The organism is Faecalicoccus sp. LCP19S3_E2 (assembly GCF_052121255.1).
GTDB lineage: Bacteria > Bacillota_I > Bacilli_A > Erysipelotrichales > Erysipelotrichaceae > Faecalicoccus.
On sequence record NZ_JBQKEP010000002.1, the window covers coordinates 248,456 to 262,805 of the forward strand.

General features: G+C 33.6%; 15 protein-coding genes. 14 read left to right on the forward strand and 1 reads right to left on the reverse strand.

Annotated elements, in window-relative coordinates; genetic code table 11:
* The 7 genes from ACTQX6_RS03140 to ACTQX6_RS03170 all read left to right on the forward strand — a co-directional run bounded on the left by ACTQX6_RS03140 (nucleotide 1) and on the right by ACTQX6_RS03170 (nucleotide 7,788).
* Nucleotides 1-1,116, forward strand: a complete 1,116-nt coding sequence (locus ACTQX6_RS03140) for a polysaccharide pyruvyl transferase family protein (protein ID WP_304002499.1) — start codon at nucleotides 1-3, stop codon at nucleotides 1,114-1,116.
* Nucleotides 1,117-1,156: 40 nt separating this feature from the next.
* Nucleotides 1,157-2,908 carry a thiamine pyrophosphate-binding protein gene (locus tag ACTQX6_RS03145; protein ID WP_272002719.1) on the forward strand — a complete coding sequence of 584 codons (1,752 nt, stop codon included), beginning with the start codon at nucleotides 1,157-1,159 and terminating at the stop codon, nucleotides 2,906-2,908.
* 7 nt (nucleotides 2,909-2,915) lie between these two features.
* Nucleotides 2,916-4,034 carry an NAD-dependent epimerase/dehydratase family protein gene (locus tag ACTQX6_RS03150; protein ID WP_304002502.1) on the forward strand — a complete coding sequence of 373 codons (1,119 nt, stop codon included), beginning with the start codon at nucleotides 2,916-2,918 and terminating at the stop codon, nucleotides 4,032-4,034.
* Between the two features lie 726 nt (nucleotides 4,035-4,760).
* Nucleotides 4,761-5,648 carry an IS1595 family transposase gene (locus ACTQX6_RS03155; RefSeq protein ID WP_304002505.1) on the forward strand — a complete coding sequence of 296 codons (888 nt, stop codon included), beginning with the start codon at nucleotides 4,761-4,763 and terminating at the stop codon, nucleotides 5,646-5,648.
* A gap of 265 nt (nucleotides 5,649-5,913) precedes the next feature.
* Nucleotides 5,914-6,243, forward strand: coding sequence for a hypothetical protein (locus ACTQX6_RS03160; protein ID WP_168965003.1), 330 nt, complete (start codon nucleotides 5,914-5,916; stop codon nucleotides 6,241-6,243).
* 16 nt (nucleotides 6,244-6,259) lie between these two features.
* Entirely contained in the window at nucleotides 6,260-6,733 is a 474-nt protein-coding gene (locus ACTQX6_RS03165) for a winged helix-turn-helix domain-containing protein (RefSeq protein WP_168965002.1), read from the forward strand.
* A 92-nt stretch (nucleotides 6,734-6,825) separates the two neighbouring features.
* The gene (locus tag ACTQX6_RS03170; protein WP_304002509.1) at nucleotides 6,826-7,788 is read left to right on the forward strand and encodes a sugar phosphate nucleotidyltransferase; all 963 of its coding nucleotides are present in this window, start codon (nucleotides 6,826-6,828) and stop codon (nucleotides 7,786-7,788) included.
* Between the two features lie 61 nt (nucleotides 7,789-7,849).
* Here the strand turns inward: ACTQX6_RS03170 and ACTQX6_RS03175 are convergent, their stop codons facing one another.
* Nucleotides 7,850-8,605 (reverse strand): MurR/RpiR family transcriptional regulator, encoded by a 756-nt coding sequence (locus ACTQX6_RS03175; protein ID WP_168965000.1) that lies wholly within the window; start codon nucleotides 8,603-8,605, stop codon nucleotides 7,850-7,852.
* Between the two features lie 257 nt (nucleotides 8,606-8,862).
* Between ACTQX6_RS03175 and ACTQX6_RS03180 the strand changes: the two genes are divergently transcribed.
* Genes ACTQX6_RS03180 through ACTQX6_RS03210 form a run of 7 tightly spaced genes read left to right on the forward strand, consistent with a single transcriptional unit; the run spans nucleotide 8,863 to nucleotide 14,339 of the window.
* Complete coding sequence (locus ACTQX6_RS03180) at nucleotides 8,863-9,663, forward strand: sorbitol-6-phosphate dehydrogenase subunit (protein ID WP_272002736.1); 801 nt, start codon at nucleotides 8,863-8,865, stop codon at nucleotides 9,661-9,663.
* A 4-nt stretch (nucleotides 9,664-9,667) separates the two neighbouring features.
* Nucleotides 9,668-10,075, forward strand: a complete 408-nt coding sequence (locus ACTQX6_RS03185; protein WP_304002514.1) for a PTS sugar transporter subunit IIA — start codon at nucleotides 9,668-9,670, stop codon at nucleotides 10,073-10,075.
* A gap of 2 nt (nucleotides 10,076-10,077) precedes the next feature.
* On the forward strand, nucleotides 10,078-10,572 hold the full coding sequence (locus ACTQX6_RS03190; protein ID WP_168964998.1) for a PTS system mannose/fructose/N-acetylgalactosamine-transporter subunit IIB: 495 nt from the start codon (nucleotides 10,078-10,080) through the stop codon (nucleotides 10,570-10,572).
* Nucleotides 10,573-10,576: 4 nt separating this feature from the next.
* Nucleotides 10,577-11,332, forward strand: a complete 756-nt coding sequence (locus ACTQX6_RS03195; RefSeq protein ID WP_168964997.1) for a PTS mannose/fructose/sorbose/N-acetylgalactosamine transporter subunit IIC — start codon at nucleotides 10,577-10,579, stop codon at nucleotides 11,330-11,332.
* 2 nt (nucleotides 11,333-11,334) lie between these two features.
* Nucleotides 11,335-12,168 carry a PTS system mannose/fructose/sorbose family transporter subunit IID gene (locus ACTQX6_RS03200; RefSeq protein ID WP_168964996.1) on the forward strand — a complete coding sequence of 278 codons (834 nt, stop codon included), beginning with the start codon at nucleotides 11,335-11,337 and terminating at the stop codon, nucleotides 12,166-12,168.
* The gene (locus ACTQX6_RS03205; RefSeq protein WP_168964995.1) at nucleotides 12,155-13,333 is read left to right on the forward strand and encodes a mannitol dehydrogenase; all 1,179 of its coding nucleotides are present in this window, start codon (nucleotides 12,155-12,157) and stop codon (nucleotides 13,331-13,333) included. Before ACTQX6_RS03200 ends, ACTQX6_RS03205 begins: the two co-directional genes overlap by 14 nt.
* Nucleotides 13,334-13,343: 10 nt before the next feature.
* Nucleotides 13,344-14,339 (forward strand): dihydroxyacetone kinase subunit DhaK, encoded by a 996-nt coding sequence (locus tag ACTQX6_RS03210; RefSeq protein ID WP_294687895.1) that lies wholly within the window; start codon nucleotides 13,344-13,346, stop codon nucleotides 14,337-14,339.
* The last annotated feature ends 11 nt before the right edge of the window (nucleotides 14,340-14,350 follow it).

Here is a 14,350-nt window from a genome sequence, read left to right on the forward strand (position 1 = left end):
ATGAAGATAGGAATAATTACATGGTTTAGATACGAGAATTATGGAACAAAGCTACAAGCAATCGCCTTGCAAAACTATTTGAGAAGATACGGACACAATGTACAAATGATTGATTTTCCGGTTCCATCTTCTCAAAGACCACATAAAAAGAAAAAGATTTTAACAAGAGTTTATGGTCGTATTAGTTATGAGATACTAAAATATGCTCATAAACGCTATAATAGCCAATTGGCTAGGAAAACTTTAAAGATGGAACAGGTTATTAATGAACAGTGTATCGTGACTGATCCCATTAAGACGGATGAGGATTATGTAAACATCTGTAATCAGTTTAATTTACTGATATGTGGGAGTGATCAAATATGGAATCCGAATTGGTATCACCCATATTATTATGCGGACTTTCCAGAAATTAAAGCTAAAAAGATTTCTTATGCTCCCAGTATAGGAATACGTGAAATTCCAGAGGAAAAAAAAGAGTTAATAGGAAAAAGCCTTAAAAGTTTCTCATTGATAACAGTTAGAGAAAATAAGGCATCGGCTTTGCTTGAAACGATTATAGGATATAAGCCTCAAAAAGTTCTTGACCCTACCATGCTTCTTACAAAAGAGCAGTGGATAAATTTATTTAGCCTAAAAATTAAAAAAAAGCAAAGATATCTTCTCTGTTATTTTTTATCGGATAATAGAAATCATTGGACTGTCGTTAGAAAATTAGCTAAAGAAAAAAATATGTCTATTAGAATTATAGCACAAACTGGTTTTTCTTATTTTTATAAAGGGAGAAAATATATGGATGCTGGTGTAAAAGAATTCCTTGATCTCATTTTAAATGCAGATTATATATTAACAGATTCTTTCCATGGGACAGTATTTTCTTTGCTTTTTGAAAAAGAAGTTTATACATTTGAGCGTTTTCAAGATGATCAGTTTTTTTCACAAAACGATCGAGTTAGAGAGTTGATGGATGAATTTGAGATTAGTGACCACTTGTTAAAGTACAATACTCGAAGAATTACTTGTGTTCCTCCTATTAACTACATAACTGTTGATCACAGGCTCAGCCAATTGAGAGAAAAGTCAGCAACTATATTAAATAATGGAATTTTAAAATGAAAGGGGATTATGCAGAATTATCAATTTTGCAAGAAATAATATGGCAAACTTTACTGATGAAAAAAATACATTAATGTTAATCAGTCTCATGAAGAAACATGGGATTAAAAAAGTCATTGCAAGTCCGGGCACTACAAATGTTGCATTTGTGGCCACAGTTCAGCAAGATGAATATTTTGAAGTCTTTTCAGCATATGATGAAAGATCTGCTGCTTATATGGCTTGTGGAATGGCTGTAGAAAGTGGAGAACCAGTTGCACTGTCTTGTACACAAGCAACTGCTTCTCGAAATTATCTTTCTGGTTTAACAGAAGCGTATTATCGCAAAATTCCTATTTTGGCAATCACTTCCACTCAGCATTTGGGGAGAATTGGACAGAACTTTCAACAGGCAATTGATCGAAGTATTCAACCTGTTGATTCTGTTAAGTTGAGTGTTCAGGTTCCCGTAATTCATAGTGAAGATGATGAATGGTATTGTAATGTGCTATTGAATCGAGCGTTGCTTGAGCTGCGTAGGAATGGTAATGGTCCTGTACATATCAATTTGACAACAGCGTATAGTATGGAGTTTCCAGTTCGAGAAATTCCTAAAGTTCGTGTTATTAGACGTATTGGTTTTTTAGATTCTTTTCCGGCAGTATATCCTAAAATTGATATCTCAAAAAAAATAGCAATCTTTGTAGGTGCTCATAAAAAATGGTCTAATGAGCTAGAGGAAGCAGTAGATGAATTTTGTCAACATTACAATGCCGTAGTTTTGTGCGATGCTGTAAGCAACTATAAGGGGAAATATAGGGTTATGTACAGTCTTGTTGCATCACAGCGGCAGTATCATTCTCCAGTGTGTGATATTGACCTTGTTATCCATCTTGGTGATGTTTCTGGTGCCTTTATATTAAGTAGTGTCAAAGAAACTTGGCGAGTAAATCCAGATGGTGAAATTCGTGATACTTTTAAAAAACAGACTTATGTGTTTGCAATGGAAGAGGAAGTATTTTTCCAAAGATATAATCAACTCGGAAAGGATTATGTCGGAGATGATAGTTATCTGAGAGCGTGGCGAATTGAGTGCGATAAGTTTAATCAGAAGATTCCAGAGTTACCATTTTCAAATGGATGGATTGCACAGCATACTGCAGAAGCTTTGCCTAAAAAATCTATTCTACATCTCGGTATATATAATTCTTTAAGACATTGGAGTTTCTTTGATGTAGATGAATCTATAATGGAATATAGTAATACAGGTGGCTTTGGAATAGATGGTTGTGTTTCAGCAGCTTTAGGTGCATCTCTTGTTACTGACAAACTTGTATTTTTGGTAATAGGAGATTTGGCATTTTTCTATGATTTAAATTCTATGGCTAACCGTGATGTAAAAAACAATCTAAGGATATTATTGATAAATAATGGTATAGGTACAGAATTTAAAAATCCGGATAATAGAGCTTATAAGCTTGGTTCTTTAGCTAATCCTTATATTGCAGCTGAAGGTCACAATGGTAAGAAATCGAAAAATCTAGTCAAACATTATGCAGAAGATTTAGGATTTCTATATATATCTGCATCTACAAAAGAAGAATTCCTTAAAAAAATACCAAATTTTGTAAGTAATACACCTAAGGAACATCCTGTCATATTTGAGGTTTTTATCAATACTGAAGATGAAACTGAGACACTACATATCCTTTATAATTTAGAAACTTCAGTGACTGTATCAGCTAAGAACTTGGCTAAATCATTCCTTGGTGATTCAAATATTAAGAAGTTAAAAAAAATTTTAAGGAAATAATATTGGAATGAAAATACTTGTATTGGGAGGAACAGGTGCGATGGGACGTGAACTTGTTCCTATGCTTATATCAAATGAATCAAATACAGTTACTGTTACGTCTAGGAATAAAATTCATTCATCATCACGAATTAAATATATACAAGGCAATGCCAAGGATTTATCCTTTATTCGACAAATCATTAATAATAATCAATATGATGTGATTGTGGACTTTATGCTATATACAATTAAAGAATTTAAAGAACGATATGAATTTTATCTTCGTTCATGCAATCAATACTTATTTTTCAGTTCTGCACGAGTTTATGCTGCTTCAGAAGAACCAATAAAGGAAGATTCTCCAAGATTATTGGATGTATCTACTGATCAGAATTATCTTTCTCAAGGAGAATATTCCTTGACTAAAGCTGTACAAGAGGATGTGCTTAGAAATTCTCTGTATAATAATTGGGTAATCATAAGGCCTTATAAAACCTATAGTAATAACCGATTGCAATTAGGAGTGTTTGAATTGGAGCAATGGCTATATAGAGCTATTGTTGGTAAAACAGTCGTAGTACCTGGAAATATAAAAAATTTGCATACATCTTTGACCAGTTCAAAAGATACAGCAAGGATACTACTTCATGTGATTGGTAATAGCGCTGTAAATAGAAGGATAATTCAAATTGCAAATCCAGATAAGATAACTTGGGGAGAAATCATCAACATATATTCGCGTTGCATGGAAGATAAATATGGCAGAAAGATGAAAGTTTATTATGCTGATGACACGACAGATATAGAGCTCCTTTTTAACAACAAATATAGAATAAAATATGACGGGATGATTGATAGGGTATTTGATGGAAGCAGTATAAATGCCTTGGTAGGAGGAAAATTCAATTGGACTCCAGCTTATATAGGATTAGCTGAATGTACCCATCAGGCTCTTAAAATGAAAGGTGCAAAACTTAATGATTATGGAGTTGAAGGAATGTTTGATAGACTTACACGAGAATATATTAGCTTATCAGATATTTCTAAATTAAAAAATATGCCGAAATATCTGCTTCATAGGTATTTTTCTGAGAAAATGATAGACCATGTTAAAATGATCGTGCATAGAAAGCGTAGAAAATGAAAGATTTTATTAATTATGATTTATTTAAATTCTATGGTCAGTGTTTTTAACGAATATTATATTAAACAGATTCTCTATAAAGAGTGCTCCACCAGCTTTACTGATGGATTAGAAAATAATAGTTAATTACTGTCTCAACATAAGATGAATAATTATTTAGAGATTAGTATAAAAGAACTTTTTGTATAAAAGTAGGTAAATTCATTGCTGTGACCCCAAGTATTATGGATTTGGATGTATTTATGTAAGGTTCATCTTTGTATTAATTTAGGATATTGTAGTCCAATTTTTTTAAGTAGAAGGTATTTCAATTATGAACATAAGTGTGAATTTTATTTTCAAAATAATAAGATATGTGGAATAAATATACTTAATACGATAATATTTAAGATCTATCAAATAGTATGATTTTAAAAATAAAGGCTCGTCCTTTGCACATAAAGGATGAATAAATATTAAAAATGAAATCTTGGTGGTATAATTTAGACGCTTGTAGAAAGGCAAGCTCTTGAGGAGCTTCATGAGGTGAATAACCATCAAGAGAACTTGGCGGTTCTGGTTGTTCATCTCGTGAAACTCTGAACCGCCAAAACAATGAAATCTAAGAAACGTAAAAAATACACACCTTTACGTTCTTTTTCGTGGTCTAAATCTGAAGCCAAAACAACGGATCAGCTTTTAGTCGAATCTACAGTTTCTGAATGGTATGATGCCAAACATCGTACGATGTCAAAGGAAGAAATAATATTTATAAACTCTTTACCTATAGAAAATTGTAGGCTATGCAATTCTTCAGAATTCACTAAAAATGGGCATAGAAAAGATGGAATTCAGATTTATTTTTGTAAGACACGTCATCATCAATTTAATCCATTAACAAATACAATCTTTGATTCAAAGAAAATACCTATTTCGGAATGGATCGAATATCTTCTGCATTTGTTTGAATTTCATTCACTCCATTCCACAGCTTATGACAACAGGAATTCAGAGACAACCGTTAAATACTGGCTTATTAAAGTATTTGAAGTATTAAAAGGGATCCAAGATGATATAGTGTTGGATGGTACTGTATATTTAGACGAAACGTATTTTTCAAAAGCCAAACAGAACAAGATCAAAAAAGACGGAAAAGAACAGCGAGGAATATCCAGGAACAAAAAAGGAGTAGGGGTTGCCTGCAATGATAAGGCATCCATCTACATAGTGACAGGAACATCAAAACCATCCAGGACCTCGACAATGAGAACCTATGGAAAACATATAGCCGAAGGTTCGACAATCGTTCATGATGAAGAAAAATCTCATAACATACTTGTTGAAGAACTGGGATTAAAAAATGAAGTATATTTATCTAATGAAATAAAACAGCTGAACGATAAAGAGAATCCATCATATCCAGTCAATCATCTCCATATGTTACTTAAAAAATTTATGAGAGCACATGGAGGTTATGACAGAGAAAATCTGCAAGACTGGATGAATTTATTTTGGTTCATTATGAATGAGCCTAAAGACCGATATGATAAAGTTCTAAAGTTCATCAAAATGGCGATAATGTCACCAAAAAGGGTGAAATATCGAGATGCTTTATCAAAAAGACACGATAAATAAAGGATTGTTACCCTTTATGTGCAAAGGACGAGCCAAAATAAATATTGGTTATTTTATAATTTATCAACATTATAAAATTTATGCAAATCTTATTTAAGTGGTAAAGTATCGAAATATACTAGATAATTAATAGATAGAGATCTTAAGTTAGCATAATTTAAGGGATAATAAAAGAATTTTCCAATAAGACTAATTTATTTTCCGAAGTTCAATCTGAACTTCTTTTTATATTGTCCATTTGTAAGTAGTTGAAGGGAGTAGTGATATGAAGTTATATTCCAATGATTTAAAAAAAATTGTTTGTCATCGTACTTGTGAGGATAAGGAAAGAATAAGTGATGTATCTAAAGAATTGAATCTGCCAGTCAAGACTATTGAAAAATGGGTGGCTTTATATCGTAAAGACCCTACTTCCTTTGACGGGATTGAAAACTATGAATTCGCAAAACGAAAGATCCATGCGGCAAGATACAACGATTTGGATAAGAAAAGTTTGATAGCAGAATTAAAACGAAAAGATAGTCGAATTGAATACTTAGAATCCGTGATTGTATCCAAGGACTATCAAATCAAGACAATGGAAAAGGAATCATAATAGGAGATGGTATCGTATGAGTAAGACAATGGAGAATAAGATCAATTTGCTTGGGAATTTCTGCATAGAAAATCATATCAGTATGACCGAACTGCAAAAACTGGTGAAAGCCAGAGAAGAACAAAGAACCAGTTCGAATGAAGATCATTTTGAAAACTTTAAAGCGTTTGAAAATAGGACGATACGATCTGGTGATATCAAGATCGATTTTGAAAAGAAACTGGCTTATAAAGATAAGAAATTATTAAATGTACATGAACATGAATTCTTGATCTTACAGATGTTGGTATCCAATCAAAAAGAGATCATTTCGGATATGGAGCTATTAAATTTATTACGGATGTATCATCATGAAGTGACACGAGAATCACTGATCGTTTATGCGTCTCGTATTTCCAAGATGGTGGGTAAATCACCGATTGAAGAAAAATATATCAAGCGCATGCAGAAGCGTGGCTATTACTGGAGTTTTAGCTTGACCAAAAAATAACCTTTTCAAGTCATGAATATTTGGTTATACTCTTTATGAGATCGAACAATATTCTTTTTTTATGCTTGTTTGGTATGGAAAGGAAACAAATTATGAGAAACACAACATTATTGATTATGGCAGCCGGTATAGGAAGTCGATTTGGCGGCGGTATCAAACAATTAGAGCCGGTGGGACTGCACGATGAGATCATCATGGATTATTCCATTCATGATGCGATAGAAGCCAGTTTTAATAAAATTGTCTTTGTGATTCGAAAAGATATTGAAGAAGACTTTAAAGAACGCATCGGCAATCGTGTTGAAGCTATTGCGCAAAAGATGCATGTAGAGATCGACTATGTTTTCCAGGATATTCACGATATTCCGAAAGGTTGTACATTCCCGGAAGGGAGAACGAAACCATGGGGCACCGGACAGGCTATCCTGGCAGCCAAGGAACTGATCCACGAACCCTTTGCGGTCATTAATGCCGATGACTATTATGGCAAAGAAGCTTTCCAGAAACTCCATGACTGGTTAATAGTTGATCATGAGGATACAGCCTATGCGATGGCAGGATTTATCTTAAAGAATACGCTGTCCGATAATGGTGGGGTCACACGTGGTGTCTGTAAAGTAGAAGATGGACATACTCATGTGGCGGATGTAGTAGAAACATCCAATATTATCAAAGTGGAAGAAAATGGTGTTCTAAAGGCCAAAACAAAGGATGCAGAACTTGATATTAATTCCTATGTCTCGATGAACTTCTGGGGCTTCCCGGCTAAAGAGGGACAATATCCTGCTTTTCTGGATGTCTTAGAAAAACACTTTGTCACTTTCTTTGAAGAAGATGTCGAAAACAATCCATTAAAAGCGGAGTATTTATTACCAACATTGATTGGTGGCTTGTTACGAAAGAACGAATGTACGGTAAAAGTCTTAGAAACCCATGATAGATGGTTTGGCGTAACGTATAAAGAAGATAAAGAAGAAGTGGTACAAAGCTTTAAAAGATTGATTGAAGACGGAGTGTATCAAGAAGAATTATATTCTGATCTTACATCTAAATAGTATTTATTATAGCCTGATAAAACGAATGGTTTTATCAGGCTTTTTTACTATCATGTCAAAACTATTGCATATATTCAGCTATTATTCTGGTAAGTATCATTAATGGAAGTCTGGAGTTATTATCCATGCTTCTATAATTAGTGATTTTTTCATAATGCCCAAATAAAATAATATCGGAATAAAATTTTAATTTTGAATCTTCATTACAGGTTAATGTTACAACGGGAATTGAATTCTTATTGGACTTTAAAGCAGCTTGTACTAAAGATTCATTATCTCCGGTAACAGTAAGAATGATGATTAAATCATTTTTAGTGGCCATATTTTCTATATGTTTTAGCCATAGTGAATCAGTTGCTAAAATAGCATCAATACCCATCCATAAAAGATATTTTAAAAACTCTTCTGCTATTAATCCAGTAGCACCACGTGCACAGAGAAACACTCTACGTGATGTTCTAATTAAATCTACTGTTTTTAAAATATCTGTGATAATGAGATTGTTTAAAGTATCATTGCATTCTTTATATATCTTATAAATGACTTTGTTGACATTATATTCTTTGTTATCAACGCGGTTAGGACCAGAGTTCATATTATTTTCAGTCATAATTTTATATCTTAGTTCAGATATACCATTATAACCACATTTTTGAATGGTTCTAGATACAGTAGGGGCTGAAACATTTGTTTTTTTAGCAATATTGGTGATTGACATATTGAGTATATTTTTTTGATTTTCAAAAATAAAATCAATAATAGTTTTTTCAGTACTTGAAAGATTTGCATATATTTTTTTATCAATAGCGATAGACATAACAAAGACCTCACTTTTCGCTTGTAGTAATTTAAAAATAAGATTAATAAGTCCCACAAATATAAATATTATAACTACAAAAAATAAAAATTGAAAGCTGGATTGATATCTGCGTGTAAATCTTTACATGATTTAATAATTATCATATAAAAGATGAAAGCGTTTACTATTTTGCGATATTTAAAACAGATTTGGGCTTTGTTAGAATTTCAGTGTAAATAAAGCTTGCAAGTTTATTAAAAAAAGGGAGGTATATGATGGATCAATGGATCAAGATGGATGGAAAAGTTGTAGTTGTAACTGGTGGTTGCTCAGGCATAGGAACACATATTGTTAATGATTTACTTGTGAACGGCGCTAAAGTTGTAATTTATGATTTGAATCCAAATAGTCTATATGAAGACAATGAGAATGTGTTGGTGGTTCAAGGTAATGTTTTAGAGCCAACTGAGATTCAAAATATGATAGATAAGACATTAGAAAAATTTGGCCGTATAGATGCATTAGTCAATGATGCAGCTGTGACTCGAGTTAAGTTGTTGGTTGATTATTACAATGGGGATCCTGTACATGAATATAATGCTGATGATTTTGACTTTATATTAGGTGTTAATGCAAAAGGAGTGTTTTTAACGACTCAAGCAGTAGCCAAAGTAATGGTGAAACAAAAGAGTGGAGTTATCGTAAATATTACTTCTGAAGCTGGTATGGAAGGATCAAAAGGACAAAGTATATATGCAGCAAGTAAAGGAGCATTAAATTCATTTACATTATCTTGGGCTAAAGAATTAGGGCAATATAACATTCGTGTAGTTGGAGTTTCACCAGGAATTAATGAGCCAACACCTATGGGAGCTGGGACGCACATGGATGAATTAGCATACACAAGAGGAATAAAAAAAGAACAAATTGGAACAGATTATGCCAAAGTTATTCCTTTAGGAAGAAAAGGTAAATTAGATGAAATTGCGGACTTGGTTACATATCTAGTTTCTGACCATGCATCCTATATTACAGGAACTACTGTAAACGTAACAGGCGGAAAGTCTAGAGGATAGAAATATGATGGATTGTAAGCCTTGGTTTGTACTGGTAACTCATGGCCGTTTTGGAGAAGAATTGAAAAATAGTGCTGAAATGATTATGGGACCATTGGAGGACACTTATTGCATATCTTTGATAGAAGGTATGGATCCATTAGAATTGAAAGATAAATTGGCAGAGTTATTGAAAGATGCTCCGACTAATACAATTATAATGACGGATTTATTTGGAGGAACACCATCGAATACTGCTGCAATGTTTGCATTTGAAAAGGAATATTCAATTATATGTGGCTTGAATTTACCAATGTTGATTGAAGCAGAAATGACTAGAATGCAAGGAAACTATAATCTGAACCAAAAAATAATACAAACTGGAAAAGAGAGTGTTATTGATATTAAAAAACTAATGATGGAAAGGAGATAATAATGTTAGAAGGTATTAAATTTTGTAGAATTGACTATCGATTAATACATGGACAAGTCATCACAAAGTGGAGCCACATCGTCTCAATTAACCAAATTGTTATCGTAAATGATGCATTGGCGAATGATGAATTTATGGCTGGTATTTATGCAATGGCTGCTCCATCCAATATGGAAGTAAAAACAGTTACCAAGGAAACCTTTGTTCAAAATGCTAAGGCTGGAGAATATGATGAAGTAGCAACATTCTTATTATTTAAGAGTATAGAAGATTGTTCTGAAGTTGTGTCAAAAGGGATTAATTTCAAACAAGTCCAAATTGGTGGTTTAGGCAGTGGGAATGGACGAACATCTGTTGTTAAGGGAATTTCTGTAGATTTAAAGGATATAGCAAAACTAGAAGAGATTGCTTCTAAAGGTGCGGAAGTTACATTCCAGGTTACTCCGGAGGAAAAGAAAGTCACATTAAGTCAGGCTAAAAAGAAAGTAGAAGGTTAAAAATATGATGGGTGTAGCGATTTTTACTGGTATTTATTATTGGATCATGAAGACTGATATTGGTTATGGATGGACACATGCAATACGTCAACCTTTATTTGCTTCTCTGCTAATTGGAATTATTATGGGGAATGTAACAGAAGCCGTTACAATTGGAGCCGCTGTTCAGATCATGTATATTGGTTTAGTAGCTGCGGGATCAAATTTACCTGCAGATGACTGTTTAGCAGGTTTGGTAAGTATTCCAATTGCACTGCAAACAGGAATGGACGTAACAACTGCTATTTCCTTAATTGCTGTTCCTGTTGGTATTATGGGAGTTTTTATTGATCAGCTACGTAAAACTGTAAATATTGTTTTTGTACATATGGCCGATAAATACGCAGCAGATGGAAATTATAGACAAGTCAATTTATGTAATTTCTTGTATCCTCTGTTGTTAAGTTTTGTGATGCGTTTTCCAATCCCATTTTTAGCTAATATGTATGGAGCTGATGCTGTTACAGCATTTATGAATAGTATTCCACAATGGATTATTAATGGATTTAATGTTGCTGGTGGGTTGTTACCAGCACTTGGATTTGCATTAACTATGTTTGTCATTGGTAAAAAAGAATTGCTTCCTTGGTTCTTTATCGGATACTTCTTGATTCAATTTAGTGGTATTCCAGTTATTGGAGCAGCAGTTTTTGGTGTATGTGCTATTTTGCTAATTAATGGATATCGTTCAGGAAAAATCTTTGGAAAGGTAGGTCAGTAATTATGGCTGAAACAGTAAACAGTGTATCTAAAATTACAGAAAAGGATGTTCGAAATTCTTGGATTCAGTATTATTTATTCGCGGAAACAGGTATTTCATGGGAACGTTTACAAGCTTTGGGTTTTACAAATTCACTGATTCCTATTTTTAAAAAACTGTATCCAAAGAAAGAAGAAATGGCGGCTGCCTTAGAACGACATCTACTTTTCTATAATACTGAAGCTGTGTTTGGATCAGTTATTAATGGTATCGTGATTGCATTAGAAGAACAAAGGGCAAATGGAGCACCGATTGAAGAAGATACAATTACAGCGGTTAAGTCAGGTTTAATGGGACCTATGGCTGGAATTGGTGATTCTTTAGATTGGGCTACATTTAAACCCATTATCTTCTCGTTAGCTGCTTCATTATCAGCTACAGGAAGTCCAATTGGATGTTTCGTATTATTGTTGCTTCCAATTATTCAGATGATTATTGGATGCAAATTATCGGTTACAGGATATAAGGAGGGGCGTAAATCAGTTACTAATCTTTTAAGCTCTGGAAAAATTAATGATTTGCTAATTTCGGCCAGCACACTTGGTTTATTCATGATGGGTGCACTTTCTTCAACTTATGTAAAATTGTCAACACCTCTAGAATTTCATTTTGGAGCTGGGGATAATGCTCCATTTGTATTGCAGAGTATTTTCGATGGTATTATTCCAGGTTTATTACCACTGCTTGCAGTGTTAGGAATTTATTGGTGGTTGACGCATAAGAACCAAAACATGATTCAAATTGTAATTTTAATTTTAGTGATTTCAATTGGAGGGGCTTTCATTGGATTATTGTAATAAAAAGGCTGTTCATTTTGGAGCCGGAAATATTGGCTTAGGTTTTATTGGTGATTTACTCCATGATACAGGCTATCATGTTGTATTTATAGACGTCGATACAAAAATCATTGATCAAATTAATGAGTCAAATGGTTACTGCTTAAATATCGTCGAGAAAGATTATGAAAAGAAAGTGATTGATAATTGCAGTGCTGTTTCTTCAGTTAATGATTTTGATAAGGCAATAGAAGAAATTGACGATGCATATATTATTACAACATCAGTTTTGACAAATAACCTTATTAAAATTGCTCCGGTTTTACTAGCCGGATTAAAAAGAAGATATAGTAACAAACGAAATCGAATAAATGTATTAGCCTGTGAAAATGCAGTGGGGAATACACATATTCTAAAGAAAGCATTAGAAGATATTGATCCGGATTTTGCATGCCATCTTGATGAAGTAGCTGCATTTGCAGATACAGAAGTAGATCGTTTGGTTTTACCAAGATTTGAAGATGGTAAAAAATCAGTAGACATTGGTGTTGATTTTGAATTAGCTGTTGATAAAACACAATTAGTTGATCCAAATGAAAGCCCTATTAAAGGGGCAGATTTTACCGATACATTGATTAAATATATTGAGCGAAAACTATACATTATCAATGGAGGACATGTATTTGCAGGGTTTCTAGGATATCTTAAAGGCTATGAAATTATTCAAAATGTATTCTATAATTCTAACCTTAAACAAATTGTAAGGGAACAAATGAAGGAAAGTGGAATGTATGTTTGTAGCAAATATGATTTTACAGAACAGCAAATAGACAATTATATTGAATTTGCGTTGAACCGCTTTTCTTTACCGGGGATTGAGGATCCTATATCAAGAGTTTGCCGATCTCCAATGAGAAAAATGCAGGCTGGAGAAAGATTGATGGCACCAGCAGTTGGATGTGAAAAGGCCGGATTGGACAATCATCGGATATTACAAGGGTTAGCGGCTGGTTTTGCCTTTGATATTAAAACAGATGCCGAGAGTGTTAAAATTCAAGAGCTTATTAACTCTAAAGGAATTGAAGAAACTATATCTATAGTTACTGGAATTCAAAGTGGAACAAAAATGTTTAATGACATTCTTGGGTATTATAACAGAATTAAACAAGGAGAATGGATTTTTTAGGAGGTAACATATGCAACGATTTATAAATGATCCGAATCAAGTTGTAGATGATATGCTTCAAGGATATGTAAAGACTCATAAAACAGTTAAACTTTCAGATGAGAATCATCGCGTTATTTCACTTAAGGAAAAAGTGCCAGGGAAGGTAGGCGTTGTTAGTGGTGGCGGTAGCGGACACGAACCAGCTTTTCTTGGCTATGTTGGAAAGAACATGCTGGATGCTGTAGCTGTTGGGGAAGTCTTCTCTTCTCCTACGGTTTCGCAATTTCATCAAGCTATTAAAGAAGCAGATAATGGTGCTGGAGTAGCTGTGCTATTTGGTAACTATGCCGGGGATACCATGAATGTAAAGATGGCTATTGAGGAAGCAGAAGACGATGATATTGAAGTGAAGTATGTTCTTGCAAAAGATGATATTGCTTCCAGCCCAAAAGAAAATAAAGAAAAAAGACATGGTTTGGCAGGCGGATTCTTTATGTGGAAAGTAGGTGGAGCCAAAGCTGCTAGTGGTGGTTCGTTGGACGATGTTATTTATTCGGCTCAGAATGTTGCTGACAAGACAAGAAGTATCTGTGTGGGATTAGAACCATTGATTATTCCTGCAGTGGGCAAACCAAATTTCATTATAGAGGATGGTAAAATGGAGTTTGGAATAGGTCATCATGGAGAAGCCGGAATTCGAAAAGAAAAGATTAAGAGTGCAAATGAAATAGCAGTAGAGATGACAAAAGCTATCTTGGAAGACTTTGATTTTGGTGAATCTAAAGAGTTGGCTGTTATGATTTCTGGCTTTGGTGCTACACCAAAAATGGAAAGTTATATTATTTATAATCAAGTTGAGAAAACTTTGATTGAAGAAGGTCACAGTATTTGGAAAACATTTATTGGAGATTTCGCTACATCTCTAAATATGAATGGAGTTTCATTAACGATAGTGGAATTAGATGACGAAATTAAAGAACTTATGGAACTGGAAGCAGAGCCTTCCGGATTGGAAACGTATTAACAGAGGAGATT